This is a genomic window from Streptomyces sp. AM25 (assembly GCF_058146165.1).
The window spans coordinates 32917-55211 of the sequence record NZ_JBKIWN010000027.1; the positions used below are offsets into that span (position 1 = coordinate 32917).

Below are 22295 nucleotides of genomic sequence, written 5' to 3' on the forward strand. Positions count from 1 at the left end.
TCACTACTTCTTTCACAACAGACGCGGTCAGCGGCTGGACTTCGGGGCCTTCCAGCGGGCGATGCCGCGGGCCACCAGGTTGAGGATCATGACGAAGGCGATGAGGACCAGGGCCGCCGCCCAGGCGCGGTCGTAGCTGGCCTCGTTGCCGGCCGCCCACTGCTCGTAGATGTAGTACGGCAGGGAGGACTGGGCTCCGTCGAACGGGTTGTTGTTGATGACCTGGGAGCCGAAGACCAGGAGGACGATCGGGGCGGTCTCGCCGGCGATGCGGGCGACGGCCAGCATCACGCCGGTGGCGATGCCGCCGATGGCCGTGGGGAGGACGACCTTGAGGATCGTGCGCCACTTCGGCACGCCGAGGGCGAGCGAGGCCTCGCGCAGCTCGTTCGGCACGAGCTTGAGCATCTCCTCCGTGGAGCGGACGACGACCGGGACCATCAGGATCGCCAGGGCCATCGATCCGGCGAAGCCGGAGTAGCCGTTGTCGAGCATGAGGATCCAGAAGCTCAGGATGAACAGGCCCGCGACGATGGACGGGATGCCCGTCATCACGTCGACGAAGAAGGTGACGGCCTTGGCCAGCCGGCCCCGCCCGTACTCCACCAGGTAGACCGCGGTGAGCAGGCCGACGGGGGCCGCGAAGGCGGTGGCGATGCCGACCTGTTCCAGGGTGCCGATGATGGCGTGGTAGACGCCGCCGCCGGGCTGGATGGTGAGGACGCCGGCCATGGAGTGGGTGAGGAAGTTGCCGTCCAGGACCTTCACGCCGCGGGAGATGGTCTCCCAGACCAGGGAGACCAGCGGGACGACCGCGAGGACGAAGGAGACCCAGACGAGGCTGGTGGCCAGCCGGTCCTTGGCCTGGCGGCGGCCCTCGACGCGGGTGGCGAGGACGTACATCGCGGCGACGTAGAGGAGTGCCGCGATCAGGCCCCACTGTATGTGGCTGCTCAGCCCGGCGCCGAGGCCGATGCCGGTGCCGGCGGCGACCGCGGCGGCGGCCAGGGCGGCGGGGGTCCAGCGGGGGAGGCGCGGCTGGCGCAGGCTCGACGGCGGCTGCGGGGCGCCGGCCTCGGCGGTCGCCGTGTGGTCCATGGTCACTCCGCTCATGCCGAGTACTCCTTGCGGCGGGCGATGATCATCCGGGCCGCGCCGTTGACCAGCAGGGTGAGGACGAAAAGGACGAGACCGGAGGCGATCAGGGCGTCCTTGCCGAGCTCACCGGACTCCTTGAAGCTGCTGGCGATGTTCTGGGCGAACGTGCCGCCGCCCGGGTCCAGCAGGCTGGTGCTGATGGTGAAGCTGGGGGAGAGGACCGTCGCGACGGCCATGGTCTCGCCGAGTGCGCGGCCGAGGCCCAGCATCGAGGCGCTGATGACGCCCGAGCGGCCGAAGGGCAGGACCGACAGCCGGATGACCTCCCAGCGGGTGGCGCCGAGGGCCAGGGCGGCCTCCTCGTGCATCTTGGGGGCCTGGCGGAAGACCTCGCGGCTGACGCTGGTGACGATCGGAAGGATCATGATCGCCAGCAGGATGCCGATGGTGAACAGCGAGCGGGCGGCGCCGTCGTGGTAGGCGAGGATCCCGGTCCAGCCGAGGTAGTCGTTGAACCAGCTGTAGAGCCCGCCCAGGTGCGGCACCAGGAAGAGGGCGCCCCACAGGCCGTAGACGATCGAGGGCACGGCGGCCAGCAGGTCGATGACGTACGACAGCGGGGTGGCCAGCTTGCGCGGCGCGTAGTGCGTGATGAACAGCGCGATGCCGATGGAGACCGGGACGGCGATGACCATGGCGATCAGCGAGCTGACGATCGTGCCGAAGGCCAGCACCGCGATGCCGAAGACCGGCGGGTTGGTGTTGGCGTTCCACTCGAAGGTGGTGAAGAAGTTGCCCTGGTCCTGGGAGATGGCGTGCGCGGCACGGACGGTGAGGAAGACCGCGATGGCGGCCATGATCACCAGGAGCAGGATTCCGGAGCCCCGGGAGAGGGCGAGGAAGACGCGGTCACCGGCGCGGGCGGCCGTTTTGGCCGGCTGTCGGGCGTGGGAGGGGCCGTTGCCCGGTGAGGGCGGTGGGCTTGCTGTGGCGGGGGTTATGTCCATGGGGTTTCTCCGGTCTGCGGAGCCGGGCCCGGTCGGGGTTCACGGCTCCTGGCGCGGCGGTGCACCGGATGGCGCGGCCGGCCCCCGGGTGAGGAGGGGGCCGGCCGCCCCGGGTCAGGAGATGTTCGCGACGGCGTCGCGGACCTTCTTGGCGATCTCGGCGGGCAGCGGGGCGTAGCCGAGGTCCTTCAGCACGGACTGGCCGTCCTCGCTGGAGATGTAGGTGAGGAAGGACTTGGTGGCCGCGAGGGTCTCGGGCTTGTTGCCCTTGTCGCCGACGATCTCGTAGGTCACCAGGGTGATCGGGTAGGCGCCCTCGGCCTTGGTGTTGTAGTTGAGCTGCAGCGCGAGGTCCTGGCCGGTGCCGGTGACCTTGGCCTCGGCGATCGCCTTGGAGGCGTTGTCCGAGGTGGCCTCGACCGGGGCGGAGGCGCCGGTGTTGAGCTTGACCGTCTTGATGGAGTTGGCGCTCGCGTAGGACAGCTCGAAGTAGGAGATGGCGCCCGAGGTCTGCTTGACCTGCGAGGAGACACCGGCCGAACCGTCGGCCGACTGGCCGCCCTTGACCGGGAAGGCCTTGCCGGACTCGTACGGCCACGACTTGCCGGCCGTGGCCTTGAGGTACTTGGTGAAGTTGTCCGTGGTGCCCGACTCGTCGGAGCGGTGGAAGGCCTGGATCTTCAGGTCGGGGAGCTTGGCGTCCTTGTTGAGCTTGGCGATCGCCTCGTCGTTCCACTTCTCGATCTTGCCGTCGAAGATCTTGGCGAGGGTGTCGGCGTCGAGGACCAGGTTGTCCACGCCCGGGACGTTGTAGCCGATCGCGATCGGGCCGCCGACCATCGGGAGGTCGATGCCCTGGCCGCCCTTGAGGGCGCCCTTGGACTTCTCGACCTCGTCCGGCTTGAGCGCCGAGTCGGAGCCCGCGAAGGCGGTCTTGCCCTGGAGGAACTCCTGGATGCCCGCGCCCGAACCGGTGGGCTTGTAGTTGATCTGGATGTTCTTGCAGGCAGCCGTGAAGTTCTTGACCCACAGGTCCATGGCGTTCTTCTGGGCCGACGAGCCCGAGGCCAGCAGCGAGCCCTGGCCGTCGCACTTGATGTTGCCGGCCGCCTTGGTGGAGTCGCCGCCACCGCTGGAGCCGCCGCTGTTGTTGTCCGAGCCGCACGCCGTGAGGACCAGGGCGCCGGAGACGGCGATGGCGCCGAAGGCGACGGCGCGGAGCCGGTTCTTGCGCTGAAGCTTCACTGTTGGGGTGTTCCTTCCGGGAGCCGCCGCTGGGGCGGCGTGCGAGAGGTTTGTGTTGCTGTTCAGCCGTGGGATCCGGCTGTGTCGGGTGGAGGCCGCTTGGACGGTGCGGTTTCCTCACCCTCGCAGCCGAAATTAGGCAGATCAGGTGAAGCAGTCGATGGGTGTGAGTGAACGGAGGGTGAACCTCGGCCATCAGGGTGGTGGCCGGGTTCGCGGCTGGTTCCTCACGAAGTGTGACCCACGTCTCTGTTCCATTCCAGGCAGCCGTGGCACGATCCGAACTTCGAGTGACGGAGAGTCAGACGCGGGGTCGAAGTCGCGGAGGTGTCCTGTGCGGGTTCCTGGACTGCGGTCGGACGGAGGGGCGGGCCGTGGCAGGCGGGTCGCCACCGCCACCGCGCTCGTGTGTGCGGCGGGGACGCTCCTCGCGCTGGCCGCGCCCGGGGCGTACGCCGAGCCGAGCCCTCCGGCCCCGTCCCTGGAGGACGTCCACCAACAGGTGGAGACCCTGTACCGGCAGGCCGAGGCGGCCACCGACGCGTACAACGCGGCGAGCGCCCAGCAGCGCCTCCAGGAGAAGTCCGTCGCCGACATCACCCGAGCCCTGACCGAGGCGCAGCAGCGCCTGGACCGGCTGAAGGACCAGGCCGGCGCCCTGGCCCGGGCCCAGTACCGCAACGGCGGGATGTCGCCGCAGGCCCAGCTGTTCTTCGCCCCCTCGCCCGACGCCTTCTTCAACGGCGTCTCCCTGCTCCGCAAGGGCCAGCAGGCCACCCGCGACCTGATCGCCGAGCAGACCGCCGCCCGCGCCGAGCTCGACCGGTACGCCAAGGCCGCCGACGAGCGCCGGGAGCGGCTCGACGCCGACCGCCGGGAGAAGGAGGACGCGAAGAAGGAGATCGAGTCCCGCCTGGCGGCCGCCAAGGAGCTGGAGTCCCGGCTGCAGGAGAAGGAGCGGGAGCGGCTGCGGCAGCTGGAGGAGGAGCAGGCCCGGCAGGCGCAGCAGAAGTGGCTGGCCGGGCAGGGCGGTGCGCTCACGGGCTCCGGCGCGGCGAGCTCCGACGGCCGGCAGGCCGTCGATTTTGCGACAGCGCAGATCGGCAAGGACTACGTCTGGGGTGCCGAGGGCCCGGACACCTACGACTGTTCGGGCCTGACCCTCAAGGCCTGGGCCGCGGCCGGGCACGCGATACCGCGCACCTCGCAGGAGCAGTGGCGGCAGCTGCCCCGGGTGGACGTCAAGGACATGCGCCCCGGCGACCTGGTCATCTACTTCGCCGACGCCAGCCACGTGGGGATGTACGTGGGCGACGGCATGATCGTGCACGCGCCGCGCCCCGGGCGGCAGGTGACGACGACGGGCGCGGGCTCGATGCCGGTCCTCGGGGTGGTGCGGCCGGGTTAGGGCGTGTCCGGTGGGTCGGTACGGGCCCTGTGACGCTCCCCCAGCTACCGCTGGGGGTGCCCCCAGGAGGTGCCCCCAGGCACGGTGCCTCGCCGCGTTGTCGCATCACCCGAGTACGCCCAGTACGCGGGTAATGCTCCGCCTTGCGATCCTCCCCCAGCTACCGCTGGGGGTGCCCCCAGCACCAGACGCCGCAGGACCCGCACCGACCCACCGGACACGCCCTAGCACCGGCTCCGCCCGACGTCCACGGAACGAGACGGAAGCCTGAGCGGACGCTCGTCCCGCGTGACCCTGGTCATGTCATGTCCGCATCGTTATGCGGCCGAAAGGGTCCTTGGCGTGGGCATATGACAGAGGCGGATGGCTCCGTACCATTCCGTTCGCCCGGGCCCTGGCGCTAGGGTCACGTCCGGTGCCGCCCGTCGGCGGAGCGCCGTGCCCGCGGGGGGAGAGAAGGAAACCGAGTGATGTCCGTACCCGCGCAGAGGCAGGCGGAGCCCTCCGTCGTGCTGCCCGAGGGCGGACTGACGCTGCTCGTGATCGAGGACGACCCCACGGGCTCGCTCTCGGTCCCCGCGATGGCGGAGACCACGTGCTCCGCGGGCCGCCCCGTCCGCATCCGCACCGCCCGCAACCTCACCGAGGCGGAGCGGCTGCTCACCGACGACGTCCACTGCATCCTGCTCGACCTGGCCCTGCCGGCCGTCGGCCTCCCGGAGGGTGCGCCCGTCGGGCCGCCCGAGGAACTGGCCATCCTGCGCCACGTGCTGCGCCTCGCCCCGCGCCAGGCCGTCCTGGCGCTGACCGCCGAGGCCGACGCCGAGCGCGCGGCCGAGGCCGTGCGGGTCGGGGCGCAGGACTATCTCTTCCGCGACGAGCTCGACGGCCGGGTGCTCAGCCGGGCCATCCGGTACGCCGTGGAGCGCAAGCGCGCGGACCTGGCGCAGCGGCAGCTGACCGAGTCGCGGCTGCGCGCCCAGGAGAACGCCCGGCTGGAGCGCGGCCTGCTGCCGACCCCGCTGCTGGCCGGATCCGGCCTGCGGTTCGCCGCCCGCTACCGGCCCGGCCGCAGCCGGGCGCTGCTCGGCGGCGACTTCTACGACACGGTCCGCACGCCCGACGGCACCGTGCACGTGATGATCGGCGACGTCTGCGGCCACGGCCCGGACGAGGCCGCCCTCGGTGTCGAACTGCGCATAGCGTGGCGGGCGTTGACGTTCGCGGGGCTGTGCGGCGACGAGCTGCTCGGCACGCTCCAGCAGGTGCTGGAGCACGAGCGCGCCGACGAGGAGATCTTCGCGACGCTGTGCACCGTCGACATGGCGCCGGACGGGCGCTCGGCGGGCCTCTGCCTGGCCGGTCACCCGGCCCCGCTGCTGGTGCGCCCCGGCCTGGCCCCGGGCCTGCTGCCGCAGGAGGGCGGCGGCCCCGCGCTCGGCCTGCTCCCGCAGGCGCGCTGGCCGCACCGCCGGGTCGAACTCGGCGACGCCTGGAGCCTGTTGCTCTACACGGACGGGCTGATCGAGGGCAGGGTCGGCGCCGGCGCACGGCGGCTGGGCCAGGAGGGCATGACGGAGCTGGTGACCCGCCAGGTCAAGGAGGGACTGGCCGGCGAGGAACTGCTGGACGCGATCGTCGCCGAGGTACGCGCCCTGAACGGCGAGGAGTTGACGGACGACCTGGCCGTGCTGCTGCTCGACCGGGATTAGGGCGTGTCCGGTGGGTCGGTGCGGGTCCTGCGGCGTCTGGTGCTGGGGGCACCTCCCAGCGGTAGCTGGGGGAGCATCGCAAGGCGGAGCATTACCTGCGTACTGGGCGTACTCGGGTGATGCGACAACGCGGGGAGGTGCCGTGTCAGGCGTCGCGGAGCCTGTGCTGACCCATCGGACAGGCCCTAACGTCCGCCGTTGTAGGGCCCGTACGGCCCGTCGGAGCTGGAGCCGCGGCGGCGGGGGCCGCGGCCGCCCGAGACCTGCTTGAGCGCCGGGCGCACGTCCACGACGTAGACGATGGTGGCGATCAGTCCGAGGATCGGCAGGAACGACATGATCCCGAGGAAGAGGTTCACGGCCACCGCGATGCCGAGGATGATCAGCCAGAAGCCCTTGCTCTGCTTGTCCGCCGCGCGATAGGCGTCCTCGCGGCGGATCGTGGCGTCCAGGAACGCGACCACCGTGAAGACCAGCAGACCGACCGACACCCAGTAGAGAATCTCGTTGAAGCCTTCGACGAGCATGCCGCCACCTCCGTACGGTCCACCGTACAGGCCCGCGCCCCCGTGAGGGGCGCGGGGAACTGCACGGCCGGCCGGGCCGCTCAGCCCTCGGTCTTCTTGGCGGCAGGCTTGCGCGTGGCCGTGGTCGTCCGCCGGGCGGCCGCCGGCTTCGGCTCGGCGTCGGTCTCCTGGGCGGCGGCACCGTTGTCGGCGGCAGCCGGCTCGACGGCCACCGGGGTCTCCGAGACGGGCGCCTCGGAACCGTCCTCGCCCCGCCACGTCTTCACGGCCTCGCGGCCGCGAGCGGTCAGCTTCCCGTAGCCGTCGCCGGCCGCGGCGGCCAGGCTCACGGCCTGCCCGACCCCGCCCAGCACGAGGTCCTGGACCTGCTGGCCCACCTTCTTGACGTCGGTGTCGATCGACCCGGCGATCTCGGTGAACTTGGCGCTGACCTGCGCCTGCGCCCCCTTGGCACCCTTGGTCACGCGCTCCTGCACGGCCTTCGGGTCGGTGTTGCGCAGCTGCTCGAAACGCTCCGGCGCCTCGGCGACGAGCCGGCCGATCGTCTCCGCGGTGAGGTCGGCGGCACCGGCGGCCGCGTAACCGGCGTTGGTGGCCGTCTTGCGGATGTCCTGGGTGGTGATGGCCATGGCGATGATCTCCCGGGGTCAGCTGGAAGGTGTGGTCTCGCCCGGGCCGGCGCCCGGACGGTCGTTCTCCGCCTCGGCGGCGTTCTCCTTGCGGAAGGACTCGTAGATCTGCAGCAGCACCTGCTTCTGCCGCTCGTTGATCGACGGGTCGGCGAGGATCACGCTGCGGACCTCGGCCTCTTCACGGTCCCGCTCGTCGAGGATCCCGGCCTGCACATACAGCGTCTCGGCGGAGATCCGCAGCGCCTTGGCGAGCTGCTGCAGGATCTCGGCGCTCGGCTTGCGCAGGCCGCGCTCGATCTGGCTGAGGTACGGATTGGACACTCCGGCGGCGTCGGCGAGCTGCCGCAGGGTCAGCTGCGCGGTGCGCCGCTGCTCGCGGAGGTACTCGCCGAGGTTGCCGACGTTGAGTGAGGCCATGTCTGCGATGCTGCCGTACCTTGCTAACTTTTGCAAGCAGCCCGCTTGCAAAAGTGCGTGCAAGGAGAGCTACAGCTCTGCGGCGGCCTGGCGCAGATGGCGGCTCACATCGCCGACGAGGTTGATGCGGACCCGTCGCTCCACGAAGCGCCACTGCCCGTCGCGGCGCTCGAAACGGTCGTGGTACCGGCCCCCGGCGATGGTCTGCAGCGGCAGGCCGGGCAGCGCCTGCAGCACGGTGACATACGAACGCGAGACCGCCGTGTCCGCCTGTTCGTCGACCTCGACGGCGACGTTGGTCGTGACGTGCTGCGTTCGCGGTGTGCCGTCGGCGTAGACGATCAGGGTGTCCCGGAACATCCTCTCGATGGCGTCCCGCCCTCTTACGGGTTCGCCGCCACCCGTGAAGGCGGCGTCGGCGAGAAGGGCGCCGAGGCCAGCGAAATCGCCGTCGTCCACGAGCTCGGCGTACCGCGCGATCAGGTTCTCGACGGCCCGATGGCTCGGTACGGGGGCGGATGCGGACATGGTCTCCTCCGGGCGGGGCGGTCGGCTTTCGATGCGCCGCCAGTCTGCCGTGGACCCGTACGGGCCGACCCGCCCCCCTACCCCTAGTACCTGGGAGCTACAGGCCAAGTGGGCTCCCCGGTGTGACGCCGGCGAGGGTGCCGGATTCCTAACGTCCTGTCCATGCTCACCCGTTTGCGCCGCGGCCTGATCGCCGCGCTCGTCGCCGCGTCCGTGGCCGTGCCGGTCTCCGGCGTGGCCCGCCCCGCGGCCGTCCCGGCGCCCGCGCCCGATCCGTCCGCCGTCGCGCCGCTCGCCTCCGCCGACTCGACGGCTCTGCAAGCGCGTTACGCCGCCAGCCGTGAGGGCGTCCGGGCCGCCGAGCGCGCGGCCGCGGACCACGGCGACCGTCGCCGGGCCGCCGAGCTGCACGCCATGGCCGGGACGGCGCGGCAGTTCCTCTCCTTCGACGGGCGCGACGGCGGGCGGACCGCCGAGGTCTTCGGCGACCTGTCCCGCGCCGAGCGCGTCGCCGTGCTCGTACCGGGGTCGGACACCAGCCTCGACACCTACGAGCGCTTCCGGTCCGGGGCCGTCGCCCTCCGGCGGCAACTCGGCGGCTCCCGGGCCGCGGTGGTGGCCTGGCTCGGCTACCGGACGCCGGGCACGGTGAGTCCGGCGGTCACGACGGCGGGCCGAGCGGACGACGCCGCGGCCGGACTCCGCGCATTCGCGGGTGAGTTGACGCACGCCAGGCCCGGCGCCCGGATCGCGCTCCTCTGCCACTCCTACGGCTCCGTCGTCTGCGGCCGCGCCGCCCCGGGCCTGCAGGTCGCCGACATCGTGCTGTACGGCAGCCCCGGCACCGGCGCCGGCAGCGTCCGTCAGCTGCACACCCCGGCAACCGTCTGGGCGGGGCGCGGCGCGGACGACTGGATCGCCGAGGTGCCGCACGTCCGGCTCGAACTCCCCTTCGCCACCGTCGGGTTCGGCACGGACCCGGTGTCGAAGGAGTTCGGCGCCCGGATCTTCGACGCGGGCGACGGCGGTCACAGCGACTACCTGAAGCCCGGATCCATATCCCTGAAAAACATCGCCCGGATCGTGGAAGGGGCGTAGCCGCCATGCATGGATGGGTGCAGCGAATCGAATCGGCAACCCCGCCCGGCCGCGACCGGGCCGTCGACGCCCTGCGGGCGTTCGCCATCCTGGGCGTGGTGCTCGGCCACTGGCTGGTGACGGCCCTGGTCGCCGACAGCGGCACGGTGCACGGCGCCAGCCCGCTCGCGTACCTGCCCGAACTCACCCCGGTCTCCTGGGTGTTCCAGACCCTCGCGGTCTTCTTCCTCGTCGGCGGCCAGGTCGGTGCGCAGAGCCACGCCTCCGCCCGGGCCCGCGGTACGACGTACGGGCAGTGGCTGGGCGGCAGGTGGGTGCGGCTGTTCCGGCCGGTCGCCGCCGTCCTGGCGGTGTGGGGCGTGGCGGCGGTGGCGATGCTCGCCGCCGGGGTGGACGCGGACACCCTGCACACGCTCCTCAAGCTCGTGCTCTCGCCCCTGTGGTTCCTGCTGGTCTTTGCCGGGCTGACGGCCGCGACCCCGCTGGTCGCCCGGCTGCACCCGCTGTGGCCGCTGGCCGTCGTGCTGTACGTCGACCTGTACCGGTTCGGCCACGGCGGCCCGGCCTGGACCGGCTGGATCAACGTGGCCGCGGGCTGGCTCGTCCCGTACTGCCTGGGCGCGGCCTGGGCGCGCGGCGGCCTGCAGAGCCGGGCGACCGGGTGGGCGCTGCTGCTCGGCGGCGCCGCCGGCACGGCCGGCCTGGTCCTGTGGGGCGGCTACCCCGCCTCCATGGTCGGGGTGCCCGGCGCCGCGATATCCAACCTCGACCCGCCGACCCTGGCCGCCGTCACCTTCGGGCTCGCCCAGTGCGGAGCGGCGCTGCTGCTGCGCGGCCCGCTGCGCCGGGCGCTCGCGCGGCCCGCCGCGTGGGCGGTGGTGGCGCTGGTCAACCTCTCGGCGATGACGGTCTTCCTCTGGCACCAGACCGCGATGATGGCGGTCACCGCGGCCGGCCTGCTCGCGGGGCACCCGCTGCCGGGGCTGCACACGGTGCCCGACGGCGCGGTCTGGGTGCTCGCCCGGCTGGCCTGGCTGCCGGTGTTCGCGCTGGTGCTGCTGATCTGCTGGGCCGCGTTCCGGGGGTACGAGCAGCGGCGGCGGCCCGTGGCCGAACCGACCGTCCACCGGGTGCATCCCGCCCGGCCGGCAGGGGCGCGGCGTGCCTAAAGTGACGGATGTGAAAACGGGGGACGGGGTGGGGCGGCGTTTCGCGCGCGCCCTGCGGGCGGTGCCGGGGGCGCTGCGCGAGGACTTGTGGGCGGAGGCGGACGAACCGCTGCCGGCCGGGGCCAGGAGGCCGCGCTGGCAGAACTGGTGGCCGGCGTTCATGCCGCCGCTGGTGCTGATCGGGTTCCTCCTGTGGATCGTCCTCCAGCGCGACTACGGATACGGGTACGGACTCGGCGCCCACGTCGGCCTGCTGCTCGGCGGGGTCCAGGCTGCGGCGTTCGTCGTCGCGGTGTTCCGTCCGCTCCAGGCGTGGTGGGCGTCGACGGCCGTCGTGGTCACGGCCGCGGTGGCGACGCACATCGACCGCGACGTCCACACGCTGTTCCCCTGGACCGGCGACGGACTCCTGGTGCAGGCCTGGTTGCTGTTCCTGGTGGCACTGCGGTGCCGTCCCCGGGCCGCGTTCGAGGCGCTGGTGATCTCGCTGGTGACGCCGCTGGCCTGCGGCCCGTTCGAGATGTGGGGCCGCTACGACGACGTCCGCCTCGCCTTCGCGGCCCTGACGGGAACGACCCTGGTCGGCGCCCTCGTGCGCGCCCGCCGCGTGGCCCGGTCCCAGCTGGTCGTCCAGGAGGAGCTCACCGCCGGGGAACGGGCCCGGCGCACCCGGCTGGAGGAGCGCAACAGGATCGCGCGCGAGCTGCACGACGTCGTCGCCCATCACATGTCGGTCGTCTCGATCCAGGCGCAGGTCACCCCCCACCTGGTCGACGACCCCTCCGACGCGCTGCGCGAGAACGTCGCGGGCATCCGCGAGAACGCCGTCGAGGCCCTCGCCGAACTGCGCCGCGTCCTGGACGTCCTGCGCTCCGAGGACGCCGTGCCGGACGGCGTGCGGCACGCCCCGCAGCCCACCCTCGACCAACTCGGGGAGCTGATCGAGAACGTGCGCGCGGCAGGGCTCACCGTCACCGCGGGGACGACCGGCGAGCGGCGCCCGCTGCCGCCCGGCGTCGAGCTGTCGGCGTACCGCATCGTGCAGGAGGCGCTCAGCAACGCGATGCGGCACGCGCCGGGGGCGGAGGTGCGCGTCGAGACCGGGTACGGGGCCACCGGGGTCACGGTCCGCGTCACCAACTCCGCACCGGGCCGGGCCGCTTCGCTTTCGGCGGGCGCCGGGCACGGCCTGCTCGGCATGCGCGAGCGCACCACGATGCTGGGCGGCGAACTGGCCGTCGGACCCACGCCCGAGGGCGGCTGGGAAGTGACCGCGATCCTGCCCGACTCAGCCGCTCCTATGAGGGACGTTCCATGACCCATGAACCGCCGCCCATCCGCGTACTGATCGCCGACGACCAGATGATGGTCCGCCAGGGCTTCACGGTGCTGCTCGACGCCGAGCCCGGCATCGAGGTGGTCGGCCAGGCGGTGGACGGGCTCGACGCCGTCGCCAAGGTCGCCGAACTGGCCCCCGACGTCGTCCTGATGGACATCCGGATGCCCGGCCTCGGCGGCATCGAGGCGACGCGCCGCGTCACGGCCCCGGCCGGCGCGACGGTGAAGGTGCTGATCCTGACCACCTTCGACCTGGACGAGTACGTGTACGAGGCGCTGCGCGCGGGCGCGTCCGGCTTCCTGCTGAAGGACGCGTCGGCCGCGGAACTCGCCCAGGCGGTACGGGTGGTGGCGGCCGGCGAGGCGCTGCTCGCGCCGAACATCACGAAGCGGCTGATCGCCGAGTTCTCCCGGGTGACGGCCGGTTCCGCCGTGCGCACCCCGGTCGGGCAGCGCGCGGCGGGCCTGACGGAGCGCGAGACCGAGGTGCTGGTCCTGATCGCCCAGGGGCTGTCGAACGGGGAGATCGCCGGGCGGCTGGTCGTGGCGGAGCAGACGGTGAAGACCCACGTCGGCCGCATCCTGGGCAAGCTGGGGCTGCGGGACCGGACGCAGGCGGCGGTCTTCGCGTACGAGACGGGGCTGGTGCGGCCGACGGGGTACTGAGGGGGCGCCGAGGGGGCCTGTGGGATTCGGTTTCGGGGGTGCTTTGCAGCCGCCGCGGCGATGTTGAATACCTGCGGCAACACTGGCCGTACAGGCCTGAAGAAACCCCGACGAAGAGGAACTCTCCGTGAACCGCATCGTGCCCACCGACACCCTCCGCGCCCGCATCCGCGGCTGTCTGCTCGGGGGTGCGATCGGTGATGCCCTCGGCAATCCGATCGAGTTCCTCTCCCTGCCCGCGATCCGCGGCACTTACGGTGCGGCCGGGATCACCGGGCTGGTGCCCGAGGGGGACGGGGTCGTCGGGCGGGTCACCGACGACACGCAGATGACCCTCTTCACCGCCGAGGGGCTCATCCGCGCCCGGGAGACGCCGGGCGCGGCCACCGGGGCCGTCCGCAACGCCTACCTCCGCTGGCTGGAGACCCAGAACCACCCCGCCCCGCCGCCCGCGGCGGACGGGTGGCTGCGCCGCCAGCCGTGGCTGTACGCGCGCCGGGCGCCCGGCAACGCCTGCCTGTCCGGGCTGCAGCACACCCACGTCCCCGACCCGCACCGCCCCCTCGACGGCACCCCCGGGCCCGTCAACTCGCAGTCCAAGGGCTGCGGAACGGTCATGCGCTCGGCGCCCTTCGGGCTCACCGGCGCGTCCGCCGCCGAGGCCTTCGACCTGGCCGCCCGCTGCGCGCAGATCACGCACGGGCACCCCACCGGGTACTACGCGGCCGGTGCGTTCGCCGCGATCGTGCGGCATCTGCTGGAGGGCGACTCCCTGGAGGGCTCCGTGCTCAGAGCCCTGGAGCTGCTGGCCCGCTTCCCCGGCCACGAGGAGACGACGGCGGCGCTGCGCGCGGCCCTCGCGCTGGCCGCCGACGGCGCGCCCACGCCCGAGAAGGCCGAGACGCTCGGCGGCGGCTGGATCGCCGAAGAGGCCCTCGCCATCGCCGTGTACGCCGCGCTCGCCCACCCGCACCCCGGCTCCGTGGCCGAGGCCCTCCTGCTGTCCGTCAACCACTCCGGCGACAGCGACTCCACCGGCTCCCTCTGCGGCAACCTCCTCGGCGCCCTGCACGGCGACGCGGCCCTCCCGCCGTACTGGCTGGCGCAGACCGAAGGCCGCGCGGTCGTAGCGGAGTTGGCCGACGACCTCTCGTACGCCTTCCACTCCCACGGCCGGCCGGTCTTTCCTGCCGAGCGCTACCCGCACAATTGACCTTGTCTGCCTCGGTGTTGGCAATTCGCTCCGTCTTCACCCGGACGGATGACCGTTTGCCGCGCGGCCGGAAGGTGTTTTCGGCTGCAGTCCTAATGTCGGACCATGGTGACTTCGCCTCACGAGGCATCACACCGGATCTTCCAGGACCGTCCTGAGATCCTTGCCCCGGTGTTCCGGATCCTCGGCGTGCCGCTGCCGGTCAAGGCGGCCGTCGAGGTGCTCACGGCGGATGTCACGGAGATCCGTCCGCTGGAGCGGCGCGTGGACAGCGTGCTGCGCATCGAGCCGCCCGACGGCAATGGTTTTCTGCTGGCCATCGAGGCGCAGGGGTGCCGTGACCGGGCGAAGGAGGCCAGCTGGGCGTACTAGGTCTCCTACCTGAAAGCGAAGTACGGCTGCCCGGCGCTGCTGCTGGTGATCTGCCAGGACCGGGCCACCGCCGGCTGGGCGGCCGGGCCCTTCCGGCTGGGTCCGGAGGGCTGGACCGCGCTCACCCTGCATCCGCTGGTTCTGGGGCCCGGCAACATCCCGTTGATCACCGATCAGGAAGAGGCCGCCCGGGACCTGGCGCTGGCGGCCTTCTCGGCTATGACACATGGCAGCAACAGGGACGCTCCGGCCATACTGGAAGCGCTGGCGTGTGCGCTGCGGACGGCCGACCAGGATACGGCCCTGTACTACTCGGAGCTGGTGGAGATCGGCCTGGGGGACACCCCGGCGAGAGACATCTGGAGGAAACTGATGCCAGGCACCTACATTCCCCCGGGAGGCACCTACTTCCCCGGCCGCGGCACGATCTTCGAGGAGATGTACCTCGAAGCCAAGGCCGAGGGTCAGGTGAAGGAGCGGGTGCAAATCGTTCTGCGGGTGCTGGAGAACCGCGGAATCCCCGTCGAGGCCGCCGTCCGGGAGCGGGTCACCGCGTGCAGCGACCTGGACGCCCTGGGCCGATGGCTGGACCGTGCCTTCGTGGTCGGCCAGGCCGAGGAACTCTTCGGCGAGGAGTAGCGGACCGGGGGCTTCGGCCCCCGGCCCTACGTCCGCGGCCCCAGGCGCGGCGGCCCCCGCGCCGGTAGCGTCACCGTCCATGAAGATCGTCGAACCGCCCCGCGCCCCTGCGCAGCGCAAGCGCGACGTGCTGGAGCGGCTGCGCAGCGAGCTGGACGTCTGGGTCGCCTCGGCCGATGCCGACGGTGTGCCGTGTCTGGTGCCGCTGTGGTTCGTGTGGCACGGCGAGGCGCTCTGGCTGGCCACCCGTGCCACCAACCCGACAGGCCGCAACCTCCGGAACGCGGGCCGCGCCCGGCTCGCGTTCGGGCACACGCGGGACGTCGTGCTCATCGACGGCACGGTGGAGGCCTTCGCCGCGGGCGAGGTGCCGGGCCGGGCGGCGGACGCGTTCGCGGAGCGGACGGGGTGGGATCCCCGCAACAGCGGCCGGTCGTATGCCTACTTCAGGGTCGTCCCGCACGCCGTGCAGGCCTGGCACGAGGAGCACGAGCTCCCCGGCCGGCACCTGATGCGCGACGGGGTGTGGACCGTGGTCTGATGGTCCCGTGAGCCGCGCCGTCGAGGAGTCCAACCGCCGTCTGCTGCGCGCCCGGGACGCGATGGACCGGGCCTATGCGCAGCCCCTCGACGTTCCCGCGCTCGCGCGGATCGCGCACGTCTCCGAGGCGCACTTCACCCGCACCTTCCGGGCCGCCTTCGGGGAGACGCCGCACCGGTACCTGCAGCGGCGGCGGGTCGAGCGGGCCATGTTCCTGCTGCGGGAGACCCGGCGGCCGGTCACCGAGATCTGTTTCGAGGTCGGGTTCGGCAGTCTCGGGACGTTCAGCCGGACGTTCCGCGACATCGTGGGGCACTCCCCGCGGGAGTACCGCAAGCGGACGCCGGCCACCGTGCACGTGCCCAACTGCTTTGCCATGGCATGGACGCGGCCCAGCAGTTAGAGCGGCTCGAGCAGTTTCGGAGAAGTTTTGCGGCTGCGGGGGCTCCTAGGCTGATGCACATGTTCAACGCCATCACGCAATCGCAGATATACGTCCTCGACCAGGACGAGGCCCTCGACTTCTACGTCGGCAAGCTCGGCCTGGAGGTGGCCGCCGACGTGCCCCTCGGGTTCATGCGGTGGCTCACCGTCTCCGTCCCCGGCGAGCCCGGCCGGCAGATCCTGCTGGAGAAGCCCGGCGCCCCGGCGATGTCCGAGGAGACGGCCCAGCAGGTCCGCGAGTTGGTGACCAAGGGGGCGATGGGCGGCTGGCTCATCTTCACCACAAACGACTGCCGCAAGACCTACGAGACCCTGCTCGCCCGGGGCGTCGAGTTCACCGAGGGGCCGACGGAGCGCCCGTACGGGATCGACTGCGGGCTGCGGGACCCCTTCGGCAACCGCATCCGGTTCACCCAGCCGCTCGGCTGACGGGCGTTCAGGCGCCGTACGGGCGCTTCGTCCGCGCCTCGCGCAGGGCCAGGGCCCACCAGCCGAGCTGGTCGAGCAGCACCTTGGCCGCCCCGGCCGCGGACTGGCCGGCCGCCTCGTCCAGGTGGCGGCCGGAGCCGTCCAGCTTGCCCCAGGGGCTGTGGAAGCTGACCGTCTCGCGGATGGTCACCGCGTGCAGCTCGGCGAAGACCGGGCGCAGGTGCTCCACGGCGCGCAGACCGCCGGAGAGTCCGCCGTAGGAGACGAAGGCCACGGGCTTGGCCTGCCACTGGGTGTAGTGCCAGTCGATGAGCTGCTTCAGGGAGGCGGGGTAACTGTGGTTGTACTCGGGGGTGATGACGACGAAGGCGTCCGCCCCGGCCAGGCGCGGTGTCACGGCGGCGAGGGCGGCGGCGTCCTCCGGGCCGGGATCGCGGCTGAGGCTGGCCGGCAGCGGGTGGTCGGCGAGGTCGATGACGTCGGTCTCGACGTCGTCGCGCTGCGCGGTCTGCAGGGCGAGCCAGTTGGCCACCGTGGGGCCGAAGCGGCCCTCACGCGTGGAGGAGACGATGACGGCGAGGCGGTAGGGGCGCTCGGACGTGACGGGCATGGAGGGTGCGGAGGATGCGGAGGACATGAAGGGTCTTCTCCCCGTGTCGTGGCGTGAAGCGGTACGGGGAGAAGCCTTCAACCTCAACAAAGGTTGAGGTCAAGTCCGGCCGTGTCCTGCCGCGCCCGTCAGAAGATGTCCGGGCACCACGGCCGCGCCGCCGTGCGCAGCACCGGCTCCGCGCGGGCGGCCGCCCCCGGGCTCTCCTCCGCGACCCGGCCCAGCGCGGCCAGCCGCAGCACGGACTCGTCACCGAGGTACAGCGCCCCCAAGTCGCCCACCCCCAGCACCAGTTCGGCCGGGCGCCGGGTGGGCGTGCAGCTCGCGCCGTCCGGCCCGGCCTCCAGCAGCCAGCGCCCGCCGGCCAGGCCCTGCGGGTCGGCGACCTCCAGGACGAGCGAGCCGGGGCAGGCGTAGGTGCGGGCGGCCAGCAGGGCCGGCACGTCGAGCGGGCGCAGCCACAGGAAGTCCGCGTGGGTGAGCACCCGGGCCGCCCGCGGGTCCGGCAGCAGCAGCGGGAGCAGGTCGTCGGGGGCGCGCAGGCCCGTGGTGACCTTGGTGACCCAGTCGATCGTCAGCAGGAAGTGCCACAGGGCGCGCTCCGCAGCGGGGGAGACGGCCACGAGGTCGCGCACGCCGGCCGAGCACAGCGGGCGCTTGGCCTCCCAGACGTCGTCGCCGGTGTAGGCGACCAGGCCGTCGACGCGCCCCTCGGGCGAGCGGTACACCGCGTAGAACGGCTCGGTCCAGGTGAAGCCGTGCCGCGGCAGGTCGCCCGTGGCGAACCGCCACCAGCGCTCGGCCCGGTCGACGGCGCCGTGCCGCAGCGTCCGCAGCCGCTCGTGCAGGGCGGGGCCGAGCTCGCGGACGGCGGCGCCGTCGACGAGGTCGACGCGGCCGCCGCACTCCGGGCCCGCGTAGCGGCCGGAGAGCCCGGTGCGGGCCGTCTCCACCTCCCACTCGGTGACCCAGGTGGCCGGGCCGAAGCCGTGGCGCCCGTAGATCGGGTACTCGGCGGAGATCAGCGTGGCCGCGGCGTCGCCGCGCTCCTTGGCGGCCCGCAGGTCGCGCTCCATCATCGTGCCGAGCAGGCCGCGCCTGCGGTGCGTCGGTGCGACGGTGACGTTGCAGACCGCGTTCGCGGGCACGGACGCGCCGCCCGGCACGGAGATCCGCTGCGCGAAGCTGCGGAACGTGGCCACGCAGCGCCCGTCGTCGAATGCGCCCTGTGTACGGCCCAGGTCCATGCCCGCCAGGCGTATCTCCACCTCCTCCTTGGGCACCACAGGCGGCCTGAGGAAGCCGGTGCGCATGACGCGCAGCCAGTCGGGCAGGTCGGAGTCGTCGAGCGTGCGGATCGATGGGTGGGCCGGGCGAGGACTCACAGGGCTCATGGAGGCACGCTAGGGGTGGCCCCACATCGCCCGCACGCCAATTTTCCTGGCCGCCACACGGCGCTCACACGCCCATGGTCACGTGAGGAGATCGTCCACCTGCGCCTCGCCGTCGCGGTACCGGCGCGCGATCTCCGCACCGCAGTCGTCCGCGGTCTGCTGCAGCAGGCGGCGACGGGCCGACACCTGCCGCTCGTACCCGGCCAGCCGCGCCATCCCCTCGCGCAGCTCCTGCTCGGTCCGGGCCTCCGGGTCCGAGAGTCCCACCTCGGAGAGCATCTCCTCGGCCAGTTGCCGGTACTCGTCGCCGACCGGCGTGCCCAGCCGCACGTGCCGGGCGGACGAGCGGTGCGCGGAAGGGCTGTCCGCGAGGATCTCCGGCAGCCGCTCCACGACGGGCGAACCCGGTGCAGAGCGGCGGGACAGCTCGGCGCGCAGGATGTCGACACGGCCCTGGAGCAGCCGGCGCACGTAGCTGAGATCCGCCTCCTCCCGCTGCGCGTCGCGGAGCCGCGTCCGCAGCTCCGCGAGGCCGACGTCCGCCAGCCTGCCCGAGCGCTGGCTCGGGGGCCGGGGCGCGAGGGCGTTGCGCAGGGCGCCCGCCGTGTCCACTGCCGTGGTGTCCAGTGCCTTGCGTGTCGTCATGGCCGCCATCCGTCCCCTAGGGCCCCTGGGGCGGCGCGCATGGAGCACCGCCTGCACGCATCGTGCCACCGAGCGCGCCCCCCGCGCAGGGTCTCGCCACCCGAACGGCCCTGTCGCCGTACGAGGCATCATGGTCGGTATGCGTGCTGTGGTGCAGAGGGTGAACGGGGCGAGCGTCGTCGTGGACGGCGAGGTGGTCGGCGAAATCGTCGGAGCCGGGCTGTGCGTGCTCGTCGGGGTGACGCACGACGACACGGCGGCGAAGGCGGCGCAACTGGCCCGCAAGCTGTGGTCCCTGCGGGTGCTGGAGGACGAGAAGTCCTGTTCGGACGTGGGGGCGCCGCTGCTGGTGATCTCCCAGTTCACGCTTTACGGTGACGCGCGCAAGGGGCGCCGGCCCACGTGGAACGCGGCGGCCCCCGGCGGGGTGGCCGAGCCGTTGGTGGACGAGGTCGTCGCGCAACTCCGGGCGCTGGGCGCCCACGTGGAGACCGGGCGCTTCGGCGCTGACATGAAGGTGGCCCTGACGAACGATGGGCCGTTCACGGTGCTGGTGGAGGTCTGAGCGCCCCGAAGGGGCGCGGGGAACTGCGCGAGTAACCGGAGACGGCCCGCACCCGTGCGACGACGGGTGCGGGCCGGTGGGTGGCTGATCGCGCAGTTCCCCGCGCCCCTTTACGGGGCGCTACGGCTCGACCACGACCTCCTGTGACGCCGCCGTGCCCTCCCCCACGAGGAGCGCCGCGTCCAGCGGCACGTTTCGCTTGACCAGGGCCAGGGCGATCGGCCCGAGCTCGTGGTGGCGGGCCGAGGTCGTGACGAAGCCCAGCTGGCGGCCCTCCGGTCCGTCCGAAGCCAGCCGCACGGCTGCCCCGTGGCCCGGCAGGGTCACCCCGCTCCCGTCCAGGTGCAGGAAGACCAGCCGTCGCGGCGGCTTCCCCAGGTTGTGGACGCGGGCCACCGTCTCCTGGCCGCGATAGCAGCCCTTCTGCAGGTGGACGGCCACACCGATCAGGCCCAGCTCGTGCGGGATGGTGCGGTGGTCGGTCTCCAGGCCGAGCCGGGGCCGGTGCGCCTCGACCCGCAGGGCTTCAAGGGCGAGGACGCCCGCCGCGGGGCCGTGTGCCCCGGCGAACGCCTCCAGCCGCTCGCGCGGCAGGAAGAGGTCGCGCCCGTGCGGCGTCTCCCGCACCACCACGTCGGCGTCCGCCTCGGCGATCGAGCCGGCGGGCAGGTGCACGACGGCGATGTCCGCGGTCCGGTCGGCGACGTCGACCCGGTAGAAGAACTTCATGCTCTCCAGGTAGGCGATCAGCGCCTCCTGGGTCCCGGGCTCCACGTGGGCCCAGGTCGTCTCCCCGTCGTCGACCAGGTACAGCGCGTGCTCGATGTGACCGTGCGGCGAGAGGACCAGCGCCTCGGCCGCATGGCCGGGCGGCAGTTCGCTCACGTGCTGGGTGAGCAGCAGGTGCAGCCAGCTCAGCCGGTCCGGGCCGGTGACCGTGAGGACCCCGCGGTGCGAGAGGTCGACGAAACCGGACCCGCCGGCGAGCGAGCGCTGCTCGCGGAACAGGTCGCCGTAGTGTGCGGCGACGCCTTCGTCCGGGCCCTCGGCGGGGACGGCGCCGGGCAGCGACAGCAGAGGGCTCTTCGATGGAAGCAGCATGATCTCAAGCCTACGGCGCCTCGGGGGACTCCTTCGCGGCGCACTGTGTGCACCGGCCGAAGATCGCGAAGTGCTTCATGTCGGTGTCGAAGCCGAAGTCCTCGCGCAGCTTCGCGGTGAAGTCCGCGGCCACCGACAGGTCGGCCTCGATCACCTCCGTGCAGTCACGGCACACGAGGTGTATGTGGTGGTGCCGGTCGGCCAGGTGGTAGGTCGGCGCGCCGTGCCCGAGGTGGGCATGGCTGACCAGCCCCAGCTCCTCCAGCAGCTCCAGCGTCCGGTAGACCGTCGAGATGTTCACCCCGCCCGCGGTCTTGCGGACCTCGGTCAGGATGTCGTCCGGCGTCGCGTGCTCGAGACGGTCGACCGCCTCCAGGACGAGCTGGCGCTGCGGGGTCAGCCGGTAGCCGCGCTTACGGAGGTCGCTCTGCCAGTCGGTGTCCACCACGCCTCCAGTCTAGGAGGCTTCACCGGCCGCGTACCCCCTTCAGATATCCGGCCAGGGCGGCGACCGCCGCCGGGTTGCGCGGGCTCTCGACCAGGTCGACGTAGTCCAGCACGAAGATGCGGCCGTTCTTGACGGCCGGGACGTCCGCCAGCGGCGGGTAGGACGTCAGGAACTTCTTCTTCTGCTCGGCGCTCACGTCCCCGTAGTTGTTGATCACGATGACGTCCGGCCGGCGCTCGACGACGGTCTCCCAGCCGACCTCCGTCCACGAGTCCTTCAGGTCCTTCATCACGTTCTCGCCGCCGGCCTTGGCGATGATGTCGTGCGGAGCGGCGAACGCGCCCGCCGTCGTCGGCTTGTCCTGGCCGCTGTCGTAGAGGAAGACCTTCGGCCGGCTGCCGTCCTGCGGCAGCTGCGCCTGCGCTTCGGCGACCTGCTTCTTGGAGTCCGCGATCAGCTTCGCGGCCCGGTCCTCCACGTCGAAGATCCTGCCCAGGTTCTCCAGGTCGGTGTAGAGCGCCTCCAGCGGGGGCATCACGCCGCGTGCCTTGCTGCTCCCGCCGTTGTGGCAGGACTCGGTGAGCACGTACGAGCCGACGCCGAGTTTCTTCAGTGCGTCGGGCGTGAAGCCGCTGCCCTCGCCGAAGCCGTAGTTCCAGCCGGCGAAGACCCAGTCGGCCTTGGCGTCCAGGACGAGCTCCTTGGTGATCTCCTTATTGGAGAGCTGTTTGACCGTGCTGTAGCCGTTCTTCCACGGCACTGTTCTTTCGGCGATTCGGCCGCCCTTGTAGTCCGGCGCCACGTAGCCCGCCATGTGGTCCTCCAGGCCGAGCGCGAACATGATCTCGGCCATGTTGACGTCGTTCGTCACGACCCGCTGAGGCGCCTTGTCGTACGTGGTCTTCACGCCGCAGTTCTCGATCGTGACGGGATAACGGCCGGAGGCCTTCGCGGAGTTGTCGTCCGCGCCTTCGGTCACTTTCGCGCCGCACCCCGTCAGGGCGAACGCGGCGAACAGGGCAACGGCGGTACGAGGGGCGCGCATGAGG

26 protein-coding genes are annotated in these 22295 nt (G+C 72.2%); 13 read left to right on the plus strand and 13 right to left on the minus strand.

Going from position 1 to position 22295, the window contains the following annotated elements; all coding sequences use genetic code 11:
* Positions 1–27 precede the first annotated feature (27 nt).
* From pstA to pstS, 3 genes are all read right to left on the minus strand, one after another.
* Complete coding sequence (gene pstA, locus ACLHRZ_RS29555) at positions 28–1113, minus strand: phosphate ABC transporter permease PstA (RefSeq protein WP_490421618.1); 1086 nt, start codon at positions 1111–1113, stop codon at positions 28–30.
* Positions 1110–2105, minus strand: coding sequence for a phosphate ABC transporter permease subunit PstC (pstC, locus tag ACLHRZ_RS29560; protein ID WP_490421619.1), 996 nt, complete (start codon positions 2103–2105; stop codon positions 1110–1112). The genes pstA and pstC overlap by 4 nt, the downstream gene beginning before the upstream one ends.
* Before the next feature lie 114 nt (positions 2106–2219).
* Positions 2220–3350 carry a phosphate ABC transporter substrate-binding protein PstS gene (gene pstS / locus ACLHRZ_RS29565; RefSeq protein WP_490421620.1) on the minus strand — a complete coding sequence of 377 codons (1131 nt, stop codon included), beginning with the start codon at positions 3348–3350 and terminating at the stop codon, positions 2220–2222.
* Between the two features lie 334 nt (positions 3351–3684).
* On the opposite strand from pstS, the gene ACLHRZ_RS29570 reads away from it, so the two are divergent.
* Complete coding sequence (locus ACLHRZ_RS29570; protein ID WP_490421621.1) at positions 3685–4758, plus strand: C40 family peptidase; 1074 nt, start codon at positions 3685–3687, stop codon at positions 4756–4758.
* A 470-nt stretch (positions 4759–5228) separates the two neighbouring features.
* The gene (locus ACLHRZ_RS29575) at positions 5229–6470 is read left to right on the plus strand and encodes a PP2C family protein-serine/threonine phosphatase (protein ID WP_490421622.1); all 1242 of its coding nucleotides are present in this window, start codon (positions 5229–5231) and stop codon (positions 6468–6470) included.
* A gap of 185 nt (positions 6471–6655) precedes the next feature.
* Here ACLHRZ_RS29575 and ACLHRZ_RS29580 read toward each other — a convergent pair whose 3' ends face one another.
* The 4 genes from ACLHRZ_RS29580 to ACLHRZ_RS29595 all read right to left on the minus strand — a co-directional run bounded on the left by ACLHRZ_RS29580 (position 6656) and on the right by ACLHRZ_RS29595 (position 8574).
* The gene (locus tag ACLHRZ_RS29580) at positions 6656–6997 is read right to left on the minus strand and encodes a DUF2516 family protein (RefSeq protein ID WP_490421623.1); all 342 of its coding nucleotides are present in this window, start codon (positions 6995–6997) and stop codon (positions 6656–6658) included.
* 80 nt (positions 6998–7077) lie between these two features.
* Positions 7078–7626 (minus strand): hypothetical protein, encoded by a 549-nt coding sequence (locus tag ACLHRZ_RS29585; protein WP_490421624.1) that lies wholly within the window; start codon positions 7624–7626, stop codon positions 7078–7080.
* An 18-nt stretch (positions 7627–7644) separates the two neighbouring features.
* A complete protein-coding gene (locus ACLHRZ_RS29590) occupies positions 7645–8046 on the minus strand; it encodes a helix-turn-helix domain-containing protein (protein ID WP_490421625.1) in 402 nt (133 codons plus the stop codon).
* A 69-nt stretch (positions 8047–8115) separates the two neighbouring features.
* A complete protein-coding gene (locus ACLHRZ_RS29595; protein WP_490421626.1) occupies positions 8116–8574 on the minus strand; it encodes a nuclear transport factor 2 family protein in 459 nt (152 codons plus the stop codon).
* A 162-nt stretch (positions 8575–8736) separates the two neighbouring features.
* Between ACLHRZ_RS29595 and ACLHRZ_RS29600 the strand changes: the two genes are divergently transcribed.
* The 10 genes from ACLHRZ_RS29600 to ACLHRZ_RS29645 all read left to right on the plus strand — a co-directional run bounded on the left by ACLHRZ_RS29600 (position 8737) and on the right by ACLHRZ_RS29645 (position 16483).
* Positions 8737–9672 (plus strand): alpha/beta hydrolase, encoded by a 936-nt coding sequence (locus tag ACLHRZ_RS29600; protein ID WP_490421627.1) that lies wholly within the window; start codon positions 8737–8739, stop codon positions 9670–9672.
* Between the two features lie 5 nt (positions 9673–9677).
* Positions 9678–10841 (plus strand): acyltransferase family protein, encoded by a 1164-nt coding sequence (locus ACLHRZ_RS29605; RefSeq protein WP_490421628.1) that lies wholly within the window; start codon positions 9678–9680, stop codon positions 10839–10841.
* A gap of 10 nt (positions 10842–10851) precedes the next feature.
* Complete coding sequence (locus ACLHRZ_RS29610) at positions 10852–12159, plus strand: sensor histidine kinase (RefSeq protein ID WP_490421629.1); 1308 nt, start codon at positions 10852–10854, stop codon at positions 12157–12159.
* Positions 12156–12845, plus strand: a complete 690-nt coding sequence (locus ACLHRZ_RS29615) for a response regulator (RefSeq protein ID WP_490421630.1) — start codon at positions 12156–12158, stop codon at positions 12843–12845. The genes ACLHRZ_RS29610 and ACLHRZ_RS29615 overlap by 4 nt, the downstream gene beginning before the upstream one ends.
* 127 nt (positions 12846–12972) lie before the next feature.
* A complete protein-coding gene (locus ACLHRZ_RS29620) occupies positions 12973–14058 on the plus strand; it encodes an ADP-ribosylglycohydrolase family protein (protein ID WP_490421631.1) in 1086 nt (361 codons plus the stop codon).
* Positions 14059–14163: 105 nt separating this feature from the next.
* A complete protein-coding gene (locus ACLHRZ_RS29625; protein WP_490421632.1) occupies positions 14164–14430 on the plus strand; it encodes a hypothetical protein in 267 nt (88 codons plus the stop codon).
* A 45-nt stretch (positions 14431–14475) separates the two neighbouring features.
* Positions 14476–15069 (plus strand): hypothetical protein, encoded by a 594-nt coding sequence (locus tag ACLHRZ_RS29630; RefSeq protein WP_490421633.1) that lies wholly within the window; start codon positions 14476–14478, stop codon positions 15067–15069.
* 79 nt (positions 15070–15148) lie between these two features.
* Positions 15149–15610 carry a pyridoxamine 5'-phosphate oxidase family protein gene (locus ACLHRZ_RS29635; protein ID WP_490421634.1) on the plus strand — a complete coding sequence of 154 codons (462 nt, stop codon included), beginning with the start codon at positions 15149–15151 and terminating at the stop codon, positions 15608–15610.
* A gap of 7 nt (positions 15611–15617) precedes the next feature.
* Positions 15618–16013, plus strand: a complete 396-nt coding sequence (locus tag ACLHRZ_RS29640) for a helix-turn-helix domain-containing protein (RefSeq protein ID WP_490421635.1) — start codon at positions 15618–15620, stop codon at positions 16011–16013.
* A gap of 59 nt (positions 16014–16072) precedes the next feature.
* Positions 16073–16483, plus strand: a complete 411-nt coding sequence (locus tag ACLHRZ_RS29645) for a VOC family protein (protein WP_490421636.1) — start codon at positions 16073–16075, stop codon at positions 16481–16483.
* 7 nt (positions 16484–16490) lie between these two features.
* Here the strand turns inward: ACLHRZ_RS29645 and ACLHRZ_RS29650 are convergent, their stop codons facing one another.
* From ACLHRZ_RS29650 to ACLHRZ_RS29660, 3 genes are all read right to left on the minus strand, one after another.
* Positions 16491–17120 (minus strand): NADPH-dependent FMN reductase, encoded by a 630-nt coding sequence (locus ACLHRZ_RS29650; protein WP_490421637.1) that lies wholly within the window; start codon positions 17118–17120, stop codon positions 16491–16493.
* A gap of 101 nt (positions 17121–17221) precedes the next feature.
* Entirely contained in the window at positions 17222–18487 is a 1266-nt protein-coding gene (locus ACLHRZ_RS29655) for a GNAT family N-acetyltransferase (RefSeq protein WP_490421638.1), read from the minus strand.
* Between the two features lie 78 nt (positions 18488–18565).
* Positions 18566–19141, minus strand: a complete 576-nt coding sequence (locus tag ACLHRZ_RS29660) for an RsiG family protein (RefSeq protein WP_490421639.1) — start codon at positions 19139–19141, stop codon at positions 18566–18568.
* A 130-nt stretch (positions 19142–19271) separates the two neighbouring features.
* On the opposite strand from ACLHRZ_RS29660, the gene dtd reads away from it, so the two are divergent.
* On the plus strand, positions 19272–19697 hold the full coding sequence (gene dtd, locus ACLHRZ_RS29665) for a D-aminoacyl-tRNA deacylase (protein ID WP_490421640.1): 426 nt from the start codon (positions 19272–19274) through the stop codon (positions 19695–19697).
* Between the two features lie 120 nt (positions 19698–19817).
* Here dtd and ygfZ read toward each other — a convergent pair whose 3' ends face one another.
* The 3 genes from ygfZ to ACLHRZ_RS29680 are packed head-to-tail and all read right to left on the minus strand — an operon-like array spanning position 19818 to position 22291.
* Complete coding sequence (ygfZ, locus tag ACLHRZ_RS29670) at positions 19818–20798, minus strand: CAF17-like 4Fe-4S cluster assembly/insertion protein YgfZ (protein ID WP_490421641.1); 981 nt, start codon at positions 20796–20798, stop codon at positions 19818–19820.
* 10 nt (positions 20799–20808) lie between these two features.
* Positions 20809–21246: a Fur family transcriptional regulator gene (locus tag ACLHRZ_RS29675; protein ID WP_490421642.1), complete on the minus strand. Its 438-nt coding sequence runs from the start codon at positions 21244–21246 to the stop codon at positions 20809–20811.
* A gap of 19 nt (positions 21247–21265) precedes the next feature.
* Positions 21266–22291 (minus strand): ABC transporter substrate-binding protein, encoded by a 1026-nt coding sequence (locus ACLHRZ_RS29680; RefSeq protein ID WP_490421643.1) that lies wholly within the window; start codon positions 22289–22291, stop codon positions 21266–21268.
* Positions 22292–22295: the final 4 nt, after the last annotated feature.